Origin of the sequence: Marinobacter sp. CA1, assembly GCF_020546665.1 — a bacterium.
GTDB classification, from domain to species: Bacteria; Pseudomonadota; Gammaproteobacteria; order Pseudomonadales; family Oleiphilaceae; genus Marinobacter; species Marinobacter xestospongiae.
In genome coordinates, this window is sequence record NZ_CP071785.1 from 4,544,320 (window position 1) to 4,563,151 (window position 18,832).

The following is an 18,832-nucleotide window of genomic DNA, read 5'->3' on the forward strand; positions in this document are numbered from 1 at the left end:
GCAATGACAGATTATTGCAACGGCGATGACTCTGGTTAAAATTTGCACATTCCAACTGCATTTCGGGCGGGGAGGCGTTATACTCCCCGCCCCGAATTTTTCTCCCTGTATCCGAGGTGACGAGTGGACTTTCCGACCCGTTTCGATGTGATTGTCATTGGTGGTGGCCATGCCGGTACCGAAGCCGCGTTGGCGGCAGCCCGCATGGGCTCGGCCACACTGCTGCTGACCCACAACATTGAGACCCTCGGCCAGATGTCCTGCAACCCCGCCATTGGCGGTATTGGCAAGAGTCACCTGGTGAAGGAAATCGACGCCCTGGGTGGCGCCATGGCCCGGGCCACCGATCGCGGCGGTATCCAGTTCCGGGTACTTAACAGCCGCAAGGGGCCGGCGGTGCGGGCGACCCGTGCCCAGGCCGACCGGGTGCTGTACAAGGCGGCGATCCGCGAGATGCTGGAGAACCAGCCCAATCTGACGCTGTTCCAGCAGGCCGCGGACGATCTGCTTGTGGATAACGATCGGGTCACCGGGGTAGTGACCCAGACCGGCATTCGCTTTCACGCCGACACCGTGGTGCTGACCACCGGAACCTTCCTGGGCGGGGTTATCCACATCGGTATGCAGAACCACGCCGGCGGCCGTGCCGGCGATGCGCCGGCCAACGCCCTGGCCAAGCGGCTGCGGGAGCTGCCATTCAACATTGGCCGGCTGAAGACTGGCACGCCACCGCGGATTGATGCCCGCAGTGTCGATTTTTCGGTGATGCAGGAGCAGTGGGGCGATGCCCCCACCCCGGTGATGTCGTTTATCGGCTCCCGCGATGAGCACCCCGAACAGGTCTGCTGTTACGTTACCCGTACCACCGAGCAGACCCACGACATCATCCGCAGCGGCTTTGACCGTTCACCGATGTTTGCCGGTGCCATTGAAGGGGTGGGCCCACGCTATTGCCCGTCCATCGAAGACAAGGTCAGCCGCTTTGCCGACAAGGATTCCCACCAGATCTTTGTGGAGCCGGAAGGGCTGACCACCCACGAGCTCTACCCCAACGGGATTTCCACCAGTCTGCCGTTCGACATCCAGCTGGCGGCGGTACGGTCGATCCCCGGCTTTGAGAATGCCCACATCACCCGGCCTGGCTATGCCATCGAGTACGATTACCTGAACCCCCAGGACCTGCGCCACACCCTGGAAACCAAGTTCATTCGGGGTCTGTACTTTGCCGGCCAGATCAACGGCACCACCGGTTACGAAGAGGCGGGTGCCCAGGGCCTGCTGGCCGGCCTTAACGCCGCGTTGCAGGCCCAGGGCAAAGACGCCTGGTACCCGCGCCGGGATGAAGCCTACCTCGGTGTGCTGGTGGACGACCTGATTACCATGGGCACCTCCGAGCCCTACCGCATGTTCACCAGCCGTGCCGAGTACCGGCTGATCCTGCGGGAGGACAACGCCGACCTACGCCTCACCGAAACCGGCCGCAAGCTGGGATTGGTGGACGACAACCGCTGGGACCGGTTCAATCGCAAGCGCGATGCCATTGCCATTGAACGTCAGCGCCTGGAAAGCACCCGCATTCATCCCGGCACCGCCCAGGGCGAGACCGCCGACGGCCACCTCAACCAGCCGATGACCCGCGACCAGTCCCTGGCGGAGCTGCTGCGCCGTCCGGAGATGGCGTACCCGCAGATTGCCGACATTGGCGGCGAGCGTGCGGACGATCCGGCGGTGGCCGAGCAGGTGGAGATCGAGATCAAGTACGAGGGCTACATTTCCCGGCAGGCCGATGAGATCGAACGGTTGCGGCGCAATGAGAATACCCGTCTGCCGGTGGATCTGGACTACGAGCAGGTCGGTGGCCTGTCCAACGAGATCAAACAGAAGCTGCTGGCGGTCCGGCCGGAGACCATTGCCCAGGCGTCACGGATTCAGGGCGTGACACCGGCAGCCGTGTCCCAGTTGCTGGTGTACCTGAAAAAACGCGATCTGCTCAACAAGCGCTCGGCCTGATTTCCGATGTCCGACGCACTCTGGCAGAAGCAACTGCAGCGTGGCCTGGTGGCCATGGATCTCAATCTCTCCAGTGGCCAGCAGCAACAGCTGCTGGCCTTTCTCGCCCTGCTCAACAAGTGGAACCGGGCCTACAATCTCACCGCGGTCCGTGAACCGGCGGCGATGGTGTCGCGGCAGTTGCTGGACAGCCTCAGCCTGCGGCCGTTCGTGACCGCAGAGCGACTGTTGGATGTGGGCGCCGGTGGCGGCCTGCCGGGGATTCCCCTGGCCATCACCTGTCCCGAGCGTCACTTCACCCTGCTGGACAGCAACATCAAGAAAACCCGGTTCCTGACCCAGTGCAAGCTGGAGCTTGGCCTGGATAACCTGGACGTTATTCACGGCCGTGCCGAGGCCTGTCCGCCGGATACCCGCTATCATCAGATCAGCAGCCGGGCCTTCACCGCCCTGGCCAACCTGGTGGACTGGTGTGGTCACCTGCTTGCGGACGGTGGCGAGTTCCTTGCCATGAAAGGTCAGTTTCCGGATGATGAAGTGGCGGCGCTGCCGGCGCCGTGGCAGGTCCGCGAGCAGCATGCCCTGGTGGTACCGGAGTGCAGTGGGGAACGTCACCTGCTGATTCTGGACCGGTCCCACTGAACCATCGGCCGGTGTCCCGGCCAACCAAAAGAAACCAATGAATCCGGAAGCGAGGACAGGAGACTTGTCATGGCACGCGTAATTGCGGTGACCAACCAGAAAGGCGGTGTGGGCAAGACCACCACCTGCGTCAACCTGGCGGCTTCCCTGGCGGCCACCAAGCGTCGCGTGCTGCTGGTGGACATGGACCCGCAGGGCAATGCCACCATGGGCAGTGGTGTGGATAAAAATGCCCTGGAGCGGTCCGGTTACGACGTTCTCACCAAAAAAGCCGACATCAGTGAGGTGGTAGTTCAGGTCGAGGCGGCCGGGTTTGACCTGCTCGGCGCCAATGGCGATCTCACCGCGGCGGAAGTCGAGCTGATGAACGAGATCGGCCGTGAACACCGGTTGCGACTGGCGGTCAACTCGGTGCGTGAGCGGTACGACTACATCCTCATCGACTGTCCGCCGTCGCTCAGTCTGCTGACGGTGAATGCGCTGTCGGCCTCGGACTCGGTGCTGATTCCGATGCAGTGCGAGTATTACGCCCTGGAAGGGCTGGCGGCGCTAATGAACACCGTGCAGCAGATCCAGGAGACGGTGAACCCGAATCTGGAGATCGAAGGCATCCTGCGGACCATGTACGATCCGCGCAACAGCCTGACCCTGGACGTGTCCGGTCAGCTCAACGAATACTTCGGCGACAAGGTCTACCGGGCGGTGGTGCCGCGCAACGTGCGACTGGCGGAGGCGCCCAGTTACGGCCTGCCGGCACTGAAGTACGACCGTGCCTCCAAGGGTGCCATCGCCTATCTGGCCCTGGCCGGGGAGATGGTGCGCCGGCACGGCACCTCAAAGACATCCGCGGCAGTCGCCGTGTAAGATAGCAACCGACAATCAGCGGGAAGAATGACAGACACCATGGCGGCGAAGAAACGGGGATTGGGCGAACGCGGACTGGGCGCCCTGTTGGCGGGTTCCAAGGTCAGTCTTGACCAGCAGGTCCAGGATCATGACGGCGAACTGCGGGAACTGCCGATCGACCTGGTCCAGCGCGGACGCTATCAGCCCCGGCGTGACATGGACCCGGCGGCGTTGCAGGAGCTGGCGGACTCCATTCGCCAGCAGGGGGTAATGCAGCCGGTGGTGGTCAGGCCGATTGCTGAAGGCCGGTACGAGCTGATTGCCGGGGAGCGACGCTGGCGTGCCTGTCAGCTGGCGGAGCTGGACCGGATTCCCGCGATCATCCGCGAGGTGCCCGACGAAGCCGCCATCGCCATGGCGCTGATCGAGAACATCCAGCGGGAAAACCTCAACCCGATCGAAGAAGCCTTTGCCCTGCAGCGGCTGCAGGAAGAGTTTGGACTCACCCAGGCCCAGGTGGCCGAGGCGGTGGGTAAATCCCGCACTACCATCACCAACCTGTTGCGACTGATTGGCCTGACCGAGGATGTGCGGCTGATGCTGGAGCATGGCGACCTGGAGATGGGCCACGGCCGGGCGATGCTGACCCTGCCCCCGGAACAGCAGCTGCAGGTGGCGCGGACGGTGGTGTCAAAATCGTTGTCGGTACGCCAGACCGAGGCTCTGGTGCGCCGGGTTCAGCAGGAAAGCGACAAACCGGCCAAAGCCGGCAGCAAGGAGCTCGATCCCAACATCCGCGCGCTCCAGGACGACCTCTCGGAACGGCTCGGTGCCCGGGTGTCCATCGCCCATGGTCAGCGCGGCAAGGGCAAACTGGTGATCGAATACAGCTCGCTGGATGAGCTGGATGGCATTCTGGGCCACATTCAGTGACCCGACCCCGCCCTCTTTTGGTGCCAGGGCGGTCCAACCTCGGGACCACAACCTAGGTCCCGTTTTTCCTCCCGACCACTATATCTAGTGGTCAAAAAAGAAACACGCACCCATTTGTGTCCGATTGCCGTCGAAGCCAGAAATTTCGGGCTGTTACGGCTTTCCCGGGGTTTGCAGATTTGTTGATTCGTGCAAGTCGAACACATATAATCTGCCGCGCTTGTACGCGGTGTATTTGGACCCGATACGACCAGAACACCGACGCAAGGCGGACTTTTTTGGGGCAGTCATGACAAAGGCACATTCGAACGGCATCGGCCGTCCGCCCATTGGTCGCTGGTTTCTGATCCAGGGCGTGGTGCTGGTAATCGTCGGTCTGGCATTTTTACTCAAGAGCCCCGTTGCCTGTTATTCCGCCTTTCTGGGGGGCCTCATTTTTATCGTCCCCCACGGTTATTTCGCGTTCAAGGCATTCCGCTACTCCGGCGCGCGGGCTGCCAAGAAGATCATGAGTTCTTTTTATCAGGGTGAGGCCGGCAAGCTCATCCTCTGCGCCATCCTGTTCACGTTGGCGTTTAAATGGATTCAACCGCTCGACGTAGCGGCACTTTTTCTAACATTTGCGGTCATGCTGGTCACCAATCTGGTGGCCCCGTTCCTGGCGAACGGCAGAACGCAGCGAAATTAACTGGACCTGAGAGAACGTTATGGCAGGCAGTGCATCTGAATATATCCAGCATCACCTCCAGAACTTAACCTATGGCAAGCTGCCAGCTGGCTACGAGCGGGCCGATGGCACCGTCACCAGCGAAGCCGGCTGGACCCTGGCGCAATCCGGCCAGGAAGCCTCCGACATGGGCTTCTGGGCCCTGCACGTTGATTCCCTGGGCTGGGCTGTTGGCCTCGGCGTGCTGTTCCTGTTCCTGTTCCGCATGGCGGCCAAGCGCGCCACCAGCGACACCCCGGGTGGCCTGCAGAACTTTGTTGAAGTGATGATTGAGTTCGTTGACAACAGCGTCAAGGAAACCTTCCACGGCCGCAACAAGGTCATTGCCCCGCTGGCACTGACCATCTTCTGCTGGGTCTTCCTGATGAACCTGATGGACCTGGTGCCGGTAGACTTCTTGCCGCAACTGTTCCACCTGGCGGGTCTCGATTACATGAAAGTGGTGCCGACCACCGACGTCAACGTCACCCTCGGCATGTCCCTGTCCGTATTCGCGCTGATCATCTACTACAGCCTGAAAGTCAAAGGCGTGGGTGGCTTCCTGGGCGAGCTGACCCTGCACCCGTTCTCCTCTGACAACCTGTTCCTGAAAATTCTGCTGGTCCCGGTCAACCTGCTGCTGGAAGGCGTGAGCCTGATCGCCAAGCCGATCTCCCTGGCACTGCGTCTGTTCGGTAACCTCTACGCCGGTGAGCTGATCTTCATCCTGATTGCGCTGCTGCCGCTGTGGGCACAGTGGACGCTGTCAGTACCCTGGGCGATTTTCCACATTCTGGTCATCACCCTGCAGGCCTTCATCTTTATGATGTTGACCATCGTGTACCTGAGCATGGCGCATGAGGACAGTCACTGACCGGTTCGCCGGTCACCAGACTGTCGTGAAAACCGGTTTGTAAAGCGCAAGCGAATTCTCTTAAACCCTAAACCATTAAACTGAAAACCAAACTGAAAACTGGGAGTTAACATGGAAACTGTAGTTGGAATGACCGCGATTGCCGTTGCACTGCTGATCGGCCTGGGTGCCCTGGGTACTGCGATTGGCTTTGGTATCCTCGGTGGTAAGTTCCTGGAAGGCGCTGCCCGTCAGCCGGAAATGACCCCGATGCTGCAGGTTAAAATGTTCATCGTTGCCGGTCTGCTCGACGCCGTAACCATGATCGGTGTTGGTATCGCCCTGTTCTTCACCTTCGCCAACCCGTTTGTTGCCCAGGTTGCTGGCTAATTGAGTCGTCATTCCGGGGGCATGTCCCCCGGTTTGTTGATTCCTTACACAACAGGCGAGAGGTGACGACGTGAACATTAATTTGACGATGATCGGTCAAGCCATCGCGTTCTTTATCTTCGTTGTCTTCTGCATGAAGTACGTGTGGCCGCCGATTATGGCTGCCCTGCAGGAGCGTCAGAAGAAGATCGCGGATGGACTGGCTGCCTCGGATCGTGCCGCGCGTGACCTGGAACTGGCTCAGGAAAAGTCAGCCCAGGAACTGCGTGAAGCGAAGCAGCAGGCGGCGACCCTGATCGAGCAGGCCAACAAGCGCGCCAACCAGATTGTGGAAGCCTCCAAAGCGGATGCCCGCAAGGAAGGCGAGAAGCTGATCGAACAGGCCAAGGCTGAAATTGAACAGGAGCGCAACCAGGCGCGTGATGCCCTGCGTGCAGAAATTGCCGCGATCGCGATTGCCGGTGCCGAGAAGATCCTGGAAACCTCTGTCGATGCCAACAAACACAGCGAGATGCTGGACAAGCTGGCAGCAGAACTCTAAACGACGAGGTTCATCATGGCAGAACTGAGAACGCTGGCTCGTCCATACGCCAAGGCAGCCTTCAAGGCTGCCCAGGAACAGCAGCAGCTGGCCGATTGGGCCAACGTGCTGACCATGGCTGGGCACATCGCAGCGAACGACGTAATCCGACAGCTTCTCGCAAATCCGGGCATCGACGAATCAAAGAAGGCGGAACTGATCCTGGGGGCGACCGAAACCGACGCCTCCGAAGCGGTCCGCAACTTCTTCCTGATCCTGGCCGAAAACCGTCGGCTGGCCCTGCTTCCGGAAATTGCGACGCTCTTCAATACGTACCGGGCTGAACTCGAGCGCACTGTTGATATTGAGGTTACCGCAGCCTTTGAGCTGACGGACGACCAGCAACAGAAGCTCGCCCAGGCACTGTCGACCAAGCTCGACCGCAAAGTGTCACTCGCAGCATCACAGGACAAGTCTCTGATCGGCGGCGTCATCGTGCGTACCGGCGATCTGGTCATCGATGCATCTGTCCGCGGAAAGCTGAACAAAATGGCCGACGCTCTGGGCTCCTGATTTCAGCACAAGGTTTGAGGATAAAGGCATGCAGCAACTGAATCCATCCGAGATCAGTGACATCATCAAGCAGAGAATCGAGAAGCTCGATATCTCTTCCGAAGCAAAGAACGAAGGTACGATCCTGTCCGTTTCTGACGGCATCGTACTGATCCACGGTCTCGCCGACGTTATGTACGGTGAGATGGTGGAATTCGCCAACGGTACCTACGGCATGGCTCTGAACCTGGAGCGTGATTCCGTGGGCGCGGTGGTACTGGGCGACTACGACGACCTGGCCGAAGGCCAGAAAGTCCGTTGCACCGGCCGCATCCTGGAAGTACCGGTTGGTAACGAACTGCTGGGCCGTGTTGTTGACGGTCTGGGTAACGCCATCGATGGCAAGGGTGACCTGGGCACCGAGCTGACCTCTCCGGTTGAGAAGGTTGCGCCTGGTGTTATCGCCCGTCAATCCGTTGATGAGCCGGTTCAGACCGGTCTCAAAGCGATCGATACCATGGTTCCCATCGGTCGTGGCCAGCGTGAGCTGATCATCGGTGACCGTCAGATCGGTAAGACCGCGGTTGCGATCGACGCGATCATCAACCAGAAGAACACCGGCATCAAGTGTATCTACGTTGCCGTTGGTCAGAAGCAGTCTTCCATCGCCGCCGTTGTGCGCAAGCTGGAAGAGCACGGCGCCATGGACCACACCATCGTGGTTGCCGCCGGTGCTGCCGATCCTGCCGCGATGCAGTTCCTGGCACCGTACGCCGGTACCGCCATGGGTGAGTACTTCCGTGACCGTGGTGAAGACGCACTGATCGTTTACGACGATCTGTCCAAGCAGGCGGTTGCCTATCGTCAGATCTCCCTGCTGCTGCGTCGTCCGCCGGGCCGTGAAGCCTACCCGGGTGACGTTTTCTACCTGCACTCGCGTCTGCTGGAGCGCGCTTCCCGCGTTAACGCCGACTACGTTGAGCAGTTCACCAACGGTGAAGTGAAAGGCAAGACCGGTTCTTTGACCGCGCTGCCGATCATCGAGACCCAGGCCGGTGACGTTTCCGCGTTCGTACCGACCAACGTGATCTCCATCACCGACGGTCAGATCTTCCTGGAAACCAACCTGTTCAACTCCGGTATCCGTCCGGCGATGAACGCCGGTATCTCGGTATCCCGGGTTGGTGGTGCCGCCCAGACCAAGATCATGAAGAAGCTCGGCGGTAACATCCGTCTGGCCTTGGCCCAGTACCGGGAACTGGCAGCATTCGCCCAGTTCGCTTCCGACCTTGACGAAGCGACCCGTAAGCAGCTGGAGCACGGTCAGCGCGTTACCGAACTGATGAAGCAGAACCAGTACAGCCCGCTGTCCGTGGCGGAAATGGGTACCGTTCTGTTTGCAGCCAACGAAGGCTTCCTGGACGACGTTGATGTGGAAAAAGTTGTGGCTTTTGAAGCCCAGCTGCTGGACTGGATGCGTGCGGAGCAATCCGAGCTTCTGGCCAAGATCAACGAGAAGGGCGATTTCAACGACGACATCGCTGCCGGCCTGAAAGCTGCACTTGAAAAATTCAAGACCACTCAGAGCTGGTAAACGATCCACGGCCTGCGAGTTATCGCGGGCCGGTTTTGTCACAGCGAGTGTCTAATTTGAGAAGGCAGTGAGTTATGGCCGTCGGAAAAGAAATACGTAACCAGATTTCCAGCATCAAGAGCACGCAGAAGATCACCAGCGCCATGGAAATGGTTGCGGCGAGCAAGATGCGGAAGGCTCAGGAGCGCATGCAGGCCACTCGCCCATACGCTCAGAAGATGCTTCAGGTTATCGGACACATTGCGAAGGCGAATGCTCAGTATCGTCACCCGTTTATGGTCGAGCGCGAGGTCAAGCGTGTGGGCTATATCGTGGTGTCGACCGATCGCGGCCTTTGCGGTGGTCTGAACGTCAACCTGTTCAAAGCGCTTGTCCGTGAAATGCGAGCGTGGAAAGAAAAGGGTGTGGAAGCTGATCTGTGCGCAATCGGCCAGAAAGGCAACTCCTTTTTCCAGAACTACGGCGGCAATGTCGTCGCGGCGCTGACCCATCTGGGGGACAGCCCGAGTTCTGACAAACTCATCGGCAACGTCAAGGTCATGCTGGACGCCTACAACGAAGGCAAGATCGACCGTTTGTACGTGGTACACAACGAGTTCGTGAACACCATGACCCAGAGCCCGAAGGTGGAGCAGCTGCTGCCGCTGCCGGAAGGCGAGGACGAAGAAGAGATCAAGAACCAGTGGGACTATCTCTACGAGCCCGATGCCAAGCAAATCCTTGAAGGTCTTCTGCCACGTTATATCGAATCCCAGGTTTACCAGGGTGTGGTAGAGAATCTGGCCTGTGAGCAGGCAGCCCGAATGATTGCCATGAAGAGCGCGACAGATAACGCCGGTGGCATCATTGACGAGCTTCAGCTGGCTTACAACAAGGCGCGCCAGGCAGCCATCACGCAAGAAATTTCGGAGATTGTGAGCGGCGCAGCATCGGTTGGTTAACGCTCACAGACCTACTGGTTTTATTGACTATTTAAGATAACGAGGAACCGAGCATGAGTAGCGGACAAATCGTTCAGATCATCGGCGCGGTTATCGACGTGGAATTCCCACGTGACTCCGTACCCAAAGTGTATGACGCACTGCTGCTTGAAGGTGGCGACACAACTCTGGAAGTCCAGCAGCAGCTGGGCGACGGCGTTGTACGTACCATCGCCATGGGCAGCACCGAAGGCCTCAAGCGGGGCCTGACCGCAACCAACACCAACGCACCGATCTCCGTCCCGGTCGGCACCCAGACTCTGGGCCGTATCATGGACGTACTCGGCCGTCCCATCGATGAATGCGGTGAGATTGGCGAAGAAGAGCGTTGGGGTATTCACCGTAAAGCACCTGGCTACGCGGACCAGTCCGCCTCTGCCGACCTGCTGGAAACCGGCATCAAGGTTATCGACCTGATCTGCCCGTTCGCCAAGGGTGGTAAAGTTGGCCTGTTCGGTGGTGCCGGTGTTGGTAAAACCGTAAACATGATGGAACTGATCAACAACATCGCGAAAGAGCACTCCGGTCTCTCCGTATTCGCCGGTGTTGGTGAGCGGACCCGGGAAGGTAACGACTTCTACTACGAAATGAAGGAGTCCAACGTTCTCGATAAGGTGGCCATGGTTTACGGCCAGATGAACGAGCCCCCCGGAAACCGTCTGCGTGTGGCCCTGACCGGTCTCACCATGGCTGAGAAGTTCCGTGACGAAGGTCGTGACGTACTGTTGTTCGTCGACAACATCTACCGTTACACCCTGGCCGGTACTGAGGTATCTGCACTGCTGGGCCGTATGCCGTCTGCGGTAGGTTACCAGCCGACACTGGCCCAGGAGATGGGTGAGCTGCAGGAGCGTATTACCTCCACCAAGAACGGTTCCATCACGTCCATCCAGGCGGTTTACGTACCGGCGGATGACTTGACTGACCCGTCCCCGGCCACCACCTTCTCGCACCTGGATGCGACCGTGGTACTGAGCCGTGACATCGCCTCCAAGGGTATCTACCCGGCGATCGATCCGCTGGACTCCACCTCCCGTCAGCTGGACCCGCTGATCATTGGTGAAGAGCACTACAGCGTGGCTCGTGGCGTGCAGACCAACCTGCAGCGCTACAAGGAACTGAAGGATATCATCGCGATCCTCGGTATGGACGAGCTGTCAGAAGAAGACAAACTGACCGTAGCCCGTGCCCGTAAGATCGAGCGTTTCCTGTCCCAGCCGTTCCACGTTGCTGAGGTCTTCACCGGTGCGCCTGGTAAGTACGTGCCCCTGAAGGAAACCATCAGCAGCTTCAAGGGCATCCTTGACGGTGACTACGATGACATGCCGGAACAGGCGTTCTACATGGTAGGCTCCATTGAGGAAGCGGTCGAGAAAGCGAAGGAAATGAAGGCCAAGGGCAACTAAGAGGCCATCCATTTCCTGATCGACCAAAGAGGCAACAGACATGGGTATGACCGTGCATTGTGACGTGGTGAGTGCCGAAGAGAAGATCTATTCCGGACTGATCGAGATGCTGATCGCGGCCGGCTCCGAGGGTGACCTGGGTATTGCCCCAGGCCACACCCCGCTGCTGACAGCGCTGAAGCCCGGTCCGATTCGGGTGATCAAGCAGGGCGGAGAGGAAGAAATCCTCTACGTCTCCGGCGGTTACCTCGAGGTTCAGCCGAACCTCGTCACGCTGCTGGCTGATACCGCGGTTCGTGCAAAGGATGTGGACGAAGCCGCGGCGATGGAAGCCCAGCGTGAAGCCGAGAAGGCACTTGCCAGCAAGACCGGTGAATTCGAGTACTCCCGTGCCGCTGCGGAATTGGCGGAAGCTGTGGCCCAGCTTCGCACCATTCAGCAGCTGCGCCGTAAGATGAAGTAACCTATCCTACGGTCAGGGATTGCTGATCACCCAAGCCGCATCCTGAAGCGACCGGCGCCATGATTCATGGCCCCGATCATCCAGGGATGCGGCTTTTTTTGTTTCAGGACACTGCCCCCGCAGTCGGCCACCCGGGCTGGAGGATGTCCGCAAGGTATCACTAGGAGAGAACCCCGTAATGACTCCACTGCACGTAGTGATCCTGGCCGCTGGCCAGGGCACCCGAATGAAATCGGCCCTGCCCAAGGTTATGCACGCCGTGGCCGGCAAGCCGATGCTGCACCACGTCATCGACACCGCCCGCACCCTGGGGGCGGCCGGCATTCATGTGGTGGTTGGCCACGGCGCCGACCAGGTCAAGGACCAGACCCCCGCCAGTGATATCCACTGGGTCACCCAGGCCGAGCAGCTTGGCACCGGTCATGCCGTGGCCCAGGCGCTGCCGGGCATTCCTGATGATGCCCGGGTACTGGTGCTGTACGGTGATGTTCCTTTGACCCGTCAGCACACCCTGCAACAGCTGGTGGCGGAGGTCAGCAACGACTGGCTGGCGCTGTTGACGGTGACCCTGGCCCAGCCTGATGGGTATGGCCGCATCATCCGTAATGACGACGGCGCGGTGCAAGCCATTGTTGAGCAAAAGGATGCCAGCGCCGAACAGCGTCGGGTGAACGAGGTCAACACCGGCATCCTGGCTGCCAGCGGTGCCCGCCTGAAGGACTGGCTGCCGCGATTGTCCAACGGCAATGCCCAGGGCGAGTACTACCTCACCGACATCATTGCCATGGCGGTGGCCGATGGCGTCGGCGTTCATGCCGCCCAGCCGGAAACCGAGGTTGAGGTCCAGGGGGTCAACAACCGGCGTCAGCTGGCGACGCTGGAGCGCTGGTTCCAGCGCCAGCAGGCGGAGCGTCTGATGGATGAGGGCGCGACCCTGGCCGATCCGGCGCGAGTGGACGTCCGTGGCGAGCTCACCATCGGCACCGACCTGTGGATCGACGCCAATGTGGTGTTTGAAGGCCAGGTCCGTCTTGGCAGCCGCGTCAGCATTGGTCCGGGCTGTTTCATCCGCGATGCCGAGATCGGTGACGATGCGGTGATCCACGCCCAGTCGGTGATTGACGGCGCCGACATTGGCGCCGCCGCCCAGATCGGCCCCTTCGCCCGTCTGCGTCCGGGCACCCGTCTGGCGGCCCGTACCAAGGTTGGCAACTTTGTCGAAACCAAGAAGGCCGAGGTCGGCGAGGGCAGCAAGATCAACCACCTCAGCTACGTCGGCGATGCCATCCTGGGCCAGGATGTGAACGTGGGTGCAGGTACCATTACTTGCAACTATGATGGGGTCAACAAGCACCGTACCGAGATTGGTGACCGGGTCTTTGTGGGTTCCAACACCTCCCTGGTGGCGCCGGTTACCGTGGCCGCGGATGCCACCATTGGCGCCGGCTCCACCATTACCCGGGCGGTGGACAGCGAGGAACTGGCGGTGGCGCGTGGCCGTCAGCGCAACATCCAGAATTGGCAGCGGCCGGAAAAGGAGGCCTGACTGGCCCCGGCTCAATCCAGACAGAACAGGTAACAGATCATGTGTGGCATCGTAGGCGCAGTATCGGAACGGGACGTTCAGGGCATCCTGCTGGAGGGGCTGAGACGGTTGGAATACCGTGGCTACGACTCCGCGGGTATGGCAGTGCGTCAGGATCAGGGCGATATCCAGCGCGCCCGGGAAGTGGGCAAGGTCGCGGCACTGGCCGAGGCCATCGAACAGCAGCCCTGCAATGGCAGCGTGGGCATTGCCCACACCCGCTGGGCCACCCATGGCGAACCCAGTCAGATCAATGCCCACCCCCACATGTCGGGCGAGCGCCTGGCGATCGTCCACAACGGCATCATCGAGAACTACCAGGGCCTGCGGGATCAGCTCAAGGCTGACGGTTACACCTTCAGCTCCCAGACCGACACCGAGGTGGTCGCGCACCTGATCGAGCGGGAATACCGTCAGCAGGGTGACCTGGTGGCGGCGGTGCGCGCGGCCATCGGCCAGCTGCGGGGCGCCTATGCCCTGGCGGTGTTGCACGCCGATGAGCCGGATCATCTGGTGGTGTGCCGGGCGGGGAGTCCGCTGGTTGTGGGTGTGGGGATTGGCGAGAACTTCATTGCTTCCGACCAGTTGGCACTGCTGCCGGTCACTGACCGCTTCATGTTCCTGGAGGAAGGCGATCTGGCCGAGATCCGCCGTGATGGCGTGACCGTGCTGGATCGTGACGGGGCCGCGGTGGAGCGGCCGGTGTCGCGCTTTGAGCATGGTATGGACTCGGCAGACAAGGGTGAGTACCGCCACTTCATGCTCAAGGAAATCCACGAACAGCCCCGCGTCATCCAGGCCACCATGGAAGGCCGGATCACCGACAGCCGGGTGTTGGAGCAGGCCCTGGGCACCGAGGCCGGTAGCCTGCTGGACGACGTTCGCCACGTTCAGATCATCGCCTGTGGCACCAGTTACCACGCCGGCATGGTGGCGCGGTACTGGATTGAAGAACTGGCCGGCATCCCCTGCTCGGTGGAAGTGGCGTCGGAGTTCCGTTACCGCCACCACGTGATCCAGCCGGACACCCTGTTCCTGTGTATCTCCCAGTCCGGCGAGACTGCCGATACCCTGGCCGCCCTGCGCCAGGCCAAAGACGCTGGTTTCCGCGCCGCACTGGCAATCTGCAACGTACCTGGCAGCTCCCTGGTGCGGGAATCGGATCTGGTGATCATGACCCAGGCCGGTCCGGAGATTGGTGTCGCGTCCACCAAGGCGTTCACCACTCAGCTGGTGGCACTGTTGCTGTTTACCCTGGCGCTGGGGCGCCACAATGGCCTGAGTGAACAGCGTGAGGCGGACATTGTGGCGGCGCTGCACCGACTGCCGGGTCAGGTTGCCGATGCCCTGGCGCTGGATGGCAAGATCGCCGAGTTGAGCAAGGCGTTCATGGACAAGAATCACAGCCTGTTCCTGGGCCGTGGCGCGATGTTCCCGGTGGCGCTGGAAGGCGCACTCAAACTGAAGGAAATCTCCTACATCCACGCCGAGGCCTACCCCGCCGGTGAGCTCAAGCATGGCCCGCTGGCGCTGGTGGACAGCGAGATGCCGGTGGTCACCGTCGCCCCCAACGACGAACTGCTGGAGAAGCTGAAGTCGAACCTGGAAGAGGTTCGTGCCCGCGGTGGCGAGCTGTTTGTGTTTGCCGATGGCGGTGCCGAACTGCAGGACCAGCCCGGCATTCACGTGCTGCAGATTCCCGAGGTGCACCCGATCACCGCCCCCATCGTCTACACCCTGCCACTGCAGCTGCTGTCATACCACGTTGCTGTGCTCAAGGGCACCGACGTAGACCAGCCGCGGAACCTGGCGAAGAGCGTGACGGTGGAATAATCCAACGCAATCGATGTGCTGCCATGCCGGGTCTCACCGACTTCTGACCCGGCATGGCCTTAAAATCAAATAATTAGAAAAGCTACCTTCCTGTCTCTCGAATCCCTTTTAACATCTTTGACAAACTCGTTGCGGACCGTAACACAGCCGTTGTGGCGTAATGGCTGGCAACTGCCGTAGCATCCTGGCTGTTCAAAAAATGACCAGCTCAAGGGTGTGCCATGACACGTGTGTTGTTGCTCCTGTTTTTCGTAATCCTGACGGGCCAGGCCCAGGCCGAACCCGCCATTACCCTCTCCGATGCCTCGGGTAGCCTGACGCTGGTGCGTTCCGAACTGGAGGCATTTCCCCAGACCGTCATCGAAACCGAAACGCCGTACTATGAGGGCAAGGTGACCTTTAGTGGTCCGTCCCTGCGTCGGGTGCTGGAAGCCCTTGGGGTTGAAGGACATCAGGAGGTGACGTTCCGTGCCCTGAATGATTACAGCGTGAGCGGGTCAGTGAATTCTGTTCTGGATCTCGATGCGATCGTTGCCACCCGCCGTAATGGCGCAGCCATGTCAGTGCGCCAGCGTGGACCGTTCTGGATCATGCTGCCTCTGACAGAACGTCCGGAGCTGGACGATCCCCAGTACCACCGTTATATGGTCTGGCAGCTTGCTGCCATCGAACTGAAGTAAGCGGCCATGGGATCCCGATCCGCTGCCCAGCGGGTATTCTCCCGGCCGGTGGTCGTCACCCTGTTTGTGGCTCTGGTGTTGCTGCTGGGGGCCAGTTTCCACACCTATCGCCAGGATCAGGAACTGCAGTCGGTGTCTCTGGCAGAGCTGCGCATGGCGTCCTGGAACCTGGCCCAGCTGGGCCATGAGGCGGATGAGTTTGGCCACGAGCTGAGATCCATGACCACCGTTGCCGCCGATCAGGATCAGCTGCTGCTGCAGTACGACATTCTCTGGAGCCGGTACGACTATCTGCTCCAGAGCCGGGAATCGGCACCGACCCGCAACCACAGCGACAACGAATCCAGGCTGCGTTCGCTGTTTAGCCAGTTGCGCGCCATGGAAACGCCGCTGATGGCCCTGGTCAGTGGCCAGCGTTCCGACTGGGACACGCTGACCATGCAATGGCAGCCGCAGCGTCTGGCGTTGCAACAGTTGGTGGTGGATAACTTCGTTGGCGATGAAACCGGCTTGCTGATGGATCAGGTGCAGGCATCGCGGGAGCGGCTGTCGCTGCTGTCAGTGCTGACCCTGGTTGTGGTGGCGGTGATCCTTTGCTATCTGGCGTTTGCGTTGATCTACATTCGCCGGCAGTCCCGCATCGATCAGCAGACCGGGTTGCCAAACGCCAACTACCTCCAGGTGCTGCAGTCGGTGGACGTGGGGCAGGCGATTATTGCCTGCGAAATCCGCGACTATCGGGTGGTGCTCAGTGAATACGGCACCGACTACGCCGCCGATCTGACCCATACCTTTATCGACCGCCTGAAGGTGGGCCTGGAGCTGTACTCGTTTCAACTGGTCCAGCTGTCGCCATCGGAGTTCGTGATCTTTGTACACACGGGAGACACCGGACAGCTGGTGCGTCAGTTACTTGCCAGTGTGCATTTTGACTGGATGGTGCACGATGCTGTGCTTCCGGTGCGTGGCATCTTCGGTATCGATCCCGCTGGCGCGGGTCCAACCCTGGACTGGCAGGATCGTTATCAGCAGGCCCAGCGGTGTCTGGCCCAGGCGGAGCGTCAGGGTCTGGATCACTGCATCAACAACCAGGACCTGCGCAAGCAGCTGATGGAAGAACGGTTGGTGCATGCCGGCCTGGTTCGCTTCCTGGCGGACGAACCGTCATCGCTGTCGCTGTCGTTGGTGTATCAGCCCATTGTCAGCACCGGTAACATCAAGGACATCCGCGGCGCGGAAGTGCTGCTGCGGGCATGGCAGGAGGAACTGGGTCCGGTACCGCCCAACCGGGTGGTGGAACTGTGTGAGCGCTTCGGGCTCGGTCGCCAGCTGGGACGATGGCTGTTCCGTCAGGTCGCGATGGAAACCCGGCAGCTCTACACCGACCTTGGGTTTCAGGGCACCCTGTCGATCAACCTCAACCCCGCGATGCTGGCCGACGAGCTGGAGACCGACGTGCGTTCGCTGCTGCTGGATGCGGGCATACCGGCGTCCTGCCTGTGCATGGAGATTACCGAAGACAATGCCGCGCTGAATTTCGGCCGGATCAATGAGCTGATCCAGCGCCTCTCACAGGCGGGGGTAGGCTTTGCACTGGACGATTTTGGGACCGGGCATTCCTCTCTGGAGTATGTGCGGGAGTTGAAGATTGACCGGTTGAAGATTGATCGCTGCTTCGTTCAGGGCATTGAGCACAGTGCGGCCAAGGCCCGGTTCCTGGGCTCCATCATTGCCATGGCGGAGCAGGGCTTCCTGAAGAGTGTGGTGGAAGGTGTGGAGAATGAGGCCCAGTGGAATCTGGTCCGGGCCATGGGTGGGTCGCTGGTGCAGGGATTCTTTGCCTACAAGCCCATGCTGTTCAGCGATTTCCTGGCTGAGATCCTGACACACTGGAGCACGGTTTCGACCGATCACACGCTGGAGGTTAGCTCATGAAGTGGCGTCATTCCCTGGGCTATAAAGCCGTGCTGGGTATTGGGCTGGTCGAGCTGACGATGCTGGCAGTGATGCTGTGGTCCATCTTCCAGTTCATCGAAACGTCGTTCTCCGGTGAAATCGACCGGCATGCCCGCTCCATCGTTGAAGTGTTTGCCGCCGTGGCCAGTGATGATGTGGTCGCTCGCAATGTGCCGGCGTTACGGCAGTACGCCGAGCAGATTGCTTCTACGCCGGGCACGGCCTTTGTGCGTATCACCGATTACCAGGGGGTATTGCTGGCTCAGGCCGGGGATTCCCAGGCGCTGTTACAGCCATTCCGGTCCTGGCAGCCTGGCGAGGCATTGCCGGATGTGTTCATGACCCGTCAGGACATCGGCAGGGCAGGCCTGGATTTTGGCGTCATTGAGGTGGGGCTGGACCTCACGGGTCAGAACGCGGCCCTGCTCGAGTTACGCCACAAGAGCCTGATGCTGGGACTGATCGAAATGACGCTGGCGGCGTTTATCTCCCTGTTATTGGGCCATTTCGTCGTCACCCGAATCGCGCGGATGGTCTCCCGGGTACGCGGAATGACCGCCGCGGGCGAATCCATTGACCCGATTTCAGGCGATGAGCTCAATACCCTGGAAGCGGAGCTCGAACGGCTGGAACAGATGCTGCAGTGGCAGCGCCGACAGCAGCGGGAACGCATCCATCAGCTGGAGACCATCAATGGCCATTGCCAGCGCAAACTGGCCAGCCAGAACCCATCCATCCTGCAGTCCCATGGCGGGTAGTCTGTCATCGAAATGTCATATTGATTCCTGATGCTTGCGCAATGAACGAATGCCGGCGAATCCACGGGCAAGTTGGAAATCCTCGTATATCCTTCATACAAACACACACTTAGTCTTCGCACGCC

The 18,832-nt window shown here is 60.2% G+C and carries 18 protein-coding genes; all 18 read left to right on the forward strand.

The genetic code is table 11. The features are described 5' to 3' along the window. Window positions 1-123: 123 nt before the first annotated feature. The 18 genes from mnmG (at window position 124) to J2887_RS20850 (ending at window position 18,707) form a co-directional block, all read left to right on the forward strand. A complete protein-coding gene (gene mnmG, locus J2887_RS20765) occupies window positions 124-2,010 on the forward strand; it encodes a tRNA uridine-5-carboxymethylaminomethyl(34) synthesis enzyme MnmG (RefSeq protein ID WP_227173029.1) in 1,887 nt (628 codons plus the stop codon). 6 nt (window positions 2,011-2,016) lie between these two features. Further along, entirely contained in the window at window positions 2,017-2,652 is a 636-nt protein-coding gene (gene rsmG, locus J2887_RS20770) for a 16S rRNA (guanine(527)-N(7))-methyltransferase RsmG (protein ID WP_227173030.1), read from the forward strand. Window positions 2,653-2,721: 69 nt separating this feature from the next. Then, window positions 2,722-3,516: a ParA family protein gene (locus tag J2887_RS20775; protein ID WP_227173031.1), complete on the forward strand. Its 795-nt coding sequence runs from the start codon at window positions 2,722-2,724 to the stop codon at window positions 3,514-3,516. 39 nt (window positions 3,517-3,555) lie between these two features. Continuing rightward, window positions 3,556-4,431, forward strand: a complete 876-nt coding sequence (locus J2887_RS20780) for a ParB/RepB/Spo0J family partition protein (protein ID WP_227176186.1) — start codon at window positions 3,556-3,558, stop codon at window positions 4,429-4,431. A 289-nt stretch (window positions 4,432-4,720) separates the two neighbouring features. Next, window positions 4,721-5,119: a F0F1 ATP synthase subunit I gene (locus J2887_RS20785; RefSeq protein ID WP_227173032.1), complete on the forward strand. Its 399-nt coding sequence runs from the start codon at window positions 4,721-4,723 to the stop codon at window positions 5,117-5,119. A 19-nt stretch (window positions 5,120-5,138) separates the two neighbouring features. Further along, the gene (atpB, locus tag J2887_RS20790) at window positions 5,139-6,011 is read left to right on the forward strand and encodes a F0F1 ATP synthase subunit A (protein WP_227173033.1); all 873 of its coding nucleotides are present in this window, start codon (window positions 5,139-5,141) and stop codon (window positions 6,009-6,011) included. 111 nt (window positions 6,012-6,122) lie between these two features. Then, a complete protein-coding gene (gene atpE, locus J2887_RS20795; protein WP_091812395.1) occupies window positions 6,123-6,380 on the forward strand; it encodes a F0F1 ATP synthase subunit C in 258 nt (85 codons plus the stop codon). 70 nt (window positions 6,381-6,450) lie between these two features. Then, window positions 6,451-6,921, forward strand: a complete 471-nt coding sequence (locus J2887_RS20800) for a F0F1 ATP synthase subunit B (RefSeq protein WP_227173034.1) — start codon at window positions 6,451-6,453, stop codon at window positions 6,919-6,921. Window positions 6,922-6,936: 15 nt separating this feature from the next. Then, window positions 6,937-7,473, forward strand: a complete 537-nt coding sequence (locus J2887_RS20805) for a F0F1 ATP synthase subunit delta (protein ID WP_227173035.1) — start codon at window positions 6,937-6,939, stop codon at window positions 7,471-7,473. Window positions 7,474-7,501: 28 nt separating this feature from the next. Further along, entirely contained in the window at window positions 7,502-9,046 is a 1,545-nt protein-coding gene (atpA, locus tag J2887_RS20810; protein WP_227173036.1) for a F0F1 ATP synthase subunit alpha, read from the forward strand. Window positions 9,047-9,120: 74 nt separating this feature from the next. Beyond that, window positions 9,121-9,987 (forward strand): F0F1 ATP synthase subunit gamma, encoded by an 867-nt coding sequence (gene atpG, locus J2887_RS20815; RefSeq protein WP_227173037.1) that lies wholly within the window; start codon window positions 9,121-9,123, stop codon window positions 9,985-9,987. 53 nt (window positions 9,988-10,040) lie between these two features. Continuing rightward, the gene (gene atpD / locus J2887_RS20820) at window positions 10,041-11,432 is read left to right on the forward strand and encodes a F0F1 ATP synthase subunit beta (protein ID WP_227173038.1); all 1,392 of its coding nucleotides are present in this window, start codon (window positions 10,041-10,043) and stop codon (window positions 11,430-11,432) included. A gap of 40 nt (window positions 11,433-11,472) precedes the next feature. Continuing rightward, window positions 11,473-11,895: a F0F1 ATP synthase subunit epsilon gene (locus tag J2887_RS20825; protein ID WP_227173039.1), complete on the forward strand. Its 423-nt coding sequence runs from the start codon at window positions 11,473-11,475 to the stop codon at window positions 11,893-11,895. 178 nt (window positions 11,896-12,073) lie between these two features. Next, the gene (gene glmU / locus J2887_RS20830) at window positions 12,074-13,441 is read left to right on the forward strand and encodes a bifunctional UDP-N-acetylglucosamine diphosphorylase/glucosamine-1-phosphate N-acetyltransferase GlmU (RefSeq protein WP_227173040.1); all 1,368 of its coding nucleotides are present in this window, start codon (window positions 12,074-12,076) and stop codon (window positions 13,439-13,441) included. Window positions 13,442-13,480: 39 nt separating this feature from the next. Then, a complete protein-coding gene (gene glmS, locus J2887_RS20835; protein WP_227173041.1) occupies window positions 13,481-15,313 on the forward strand; it encodes a glutamine--fructose-6-phosphate transaminase (isomerizing) in 1,833 nt (610 codons plus the stop codon). A gap of 221 nt (window positions 15,314-15,534) precedes the next feature. After that, window positions 15,535-15,993, forward strand: coding sequence for a molybdopterin-dependent oxidoreductase (locus J2887_RS20840; RefSeq protein WP_227173042.1), 459 nt, complete (start codon window positions 15,535-15,537; stop codon window positions 15,991-15,993). A gap of 6 nt (window positions 15,994-15,999) precedes the next feature. Beyond that, window positions 16,000-17,928 carry an EAL domain-containing protein gene (locus J2887_RS20845; RefSeq protein ID WP_227173043.1) on the forward strand — a complete coding sequence of 643 codons (1,929 nt, stop codon included), beginning with the start codon at window positions 16,000-16,002 and terminating at the stop codon, window positions 17,926-17,928. Further along, window positions 17,925-18,707, forward strand: coding sequence for a hypothetical protein (locus tag J2887_RS20850; RefSeq protein WP_227173044.1), 783 nt, complete (start codon window positions 17,925-17,927; stop codon window positions 18,705-18,707). Before J2887_RS20845 ends, J2887_RS20850 begins: the two co-directional genes overlap by 4 nt. The last annotated feature ends 125 nt before the right edge of the window (window positions 18,708-18,832 follow it).

Excerpts from the sequence above, each read along its gene's own strand:
- rsmG (WP_227173030.1), top strand. The coding sequence starts at position 2,017 with ATGTCCGACGCACTCTGGCAGAAGCAACTGCAGCGTGGCCTGGTGGCC.
- J2887_RS20775 (WP_227173031.1), top strand. The coding sequence starts at position 2,722 with ATGGCACGCGTAATTGCGGTGACCAACCAGAAAGGCGGTGTGGGCAAG.
- J2887_RS20780 (WP_227176186.1), top strand. The coding sequence starts at position 3,556 with ATGGCGGCGAAGAAACGGGGATTGGGCGAACGCGGACTGGGCGCCCTG.
- J2887_RS20785 (WP_227173032.1), top strand. The coding sequence starts at position 4,721 with ATGACAAAGGCACATTCGAACGGCATCGGCCGTCCGCCCATTGGTCGC.
- atpB (WP_227173033.1), top strand. The coding sequence starts at position 5,139 with ATGGCAGGCAGTGCATCTGAATATATCCAGCATCACCTCCAGAACTTA.
- atpE (WP_091812395.1), top strand. The coding sequence starts at position 6,123 with ATGGAAACTGTAGTTGGAATGACCGCGATTGCCGTTGCACTGCTGATC.
- J2887_RS20805 (WP_227173035.1), top strand. The coding sequence starts at position 6,937 with ATGGCAGAACTGAGAACGCTGGCTCGTCCATACGCCAAGGCAGCCTTC.
- atpA (WP_227173036.1), top strand. The coding sequence starts at position 7,502 with ATGCAGCAACTGAATCCATCCGAGATCAGTGACATCATCAAGCAGAGA.
- atpG (WP_227173037.1), top strand. The coding sequence starts at position 9,121 with ATGGCCGTCGGAAAAGAAATACGTAACCAGATTTCCAGCATCAAGAGC.
- atpD (WP_227173038.1), top strand. The coding sequence starts at position 10,041 with ATGAGTAGCGGACAAATCGTTCAGATCATCGGCGCGGTTATCGACGTG.
- J2887_RS20825 (WP_227173039.1), top strand. The coding sequence starts at position 11,473 with ATGGGTATGACCGTGCATTGTGACGTGGTGAGTGCCGAAGAGAAGATC.
- glmU (WP_227173040.1), top strand. The coding sequence starts at position 12,074 with ATGACTCCACTGCACGTAGTGATCCTGGCCGCTGGCCAGGGCACCCGA.
- glmS (WP_227173041.1), top strand. The coding sequence starts at position 13,481 with ATGTGTGGCATCGTAGGCGCAGTATCGGAACGGGACGTTCAGGGCATC.
- J2887_RS20840 (WP_227173042.1), top strand. The coding sequence starts at position 15,535 with ATGACACGTGTGTTGTTGCTCCTGTTTTTCGTAATCCTGACGGGCCAG.
- J2887_RS20845 (WP_227173043.1), top strand. The coding sequence starts at position 16,000 with ATGGGATCCCGATCCGCTGCCCAGCGGGTATTCTCCCGGCCGGTGGTC.
- J2887_RS20850 (WP_227173044.1), top strand. The coding sequence starts at position 17,925 with ATGAAGTGGCGTCATTCCCTGGGCTATAAAGCCGTGCTGGGTATTGGG.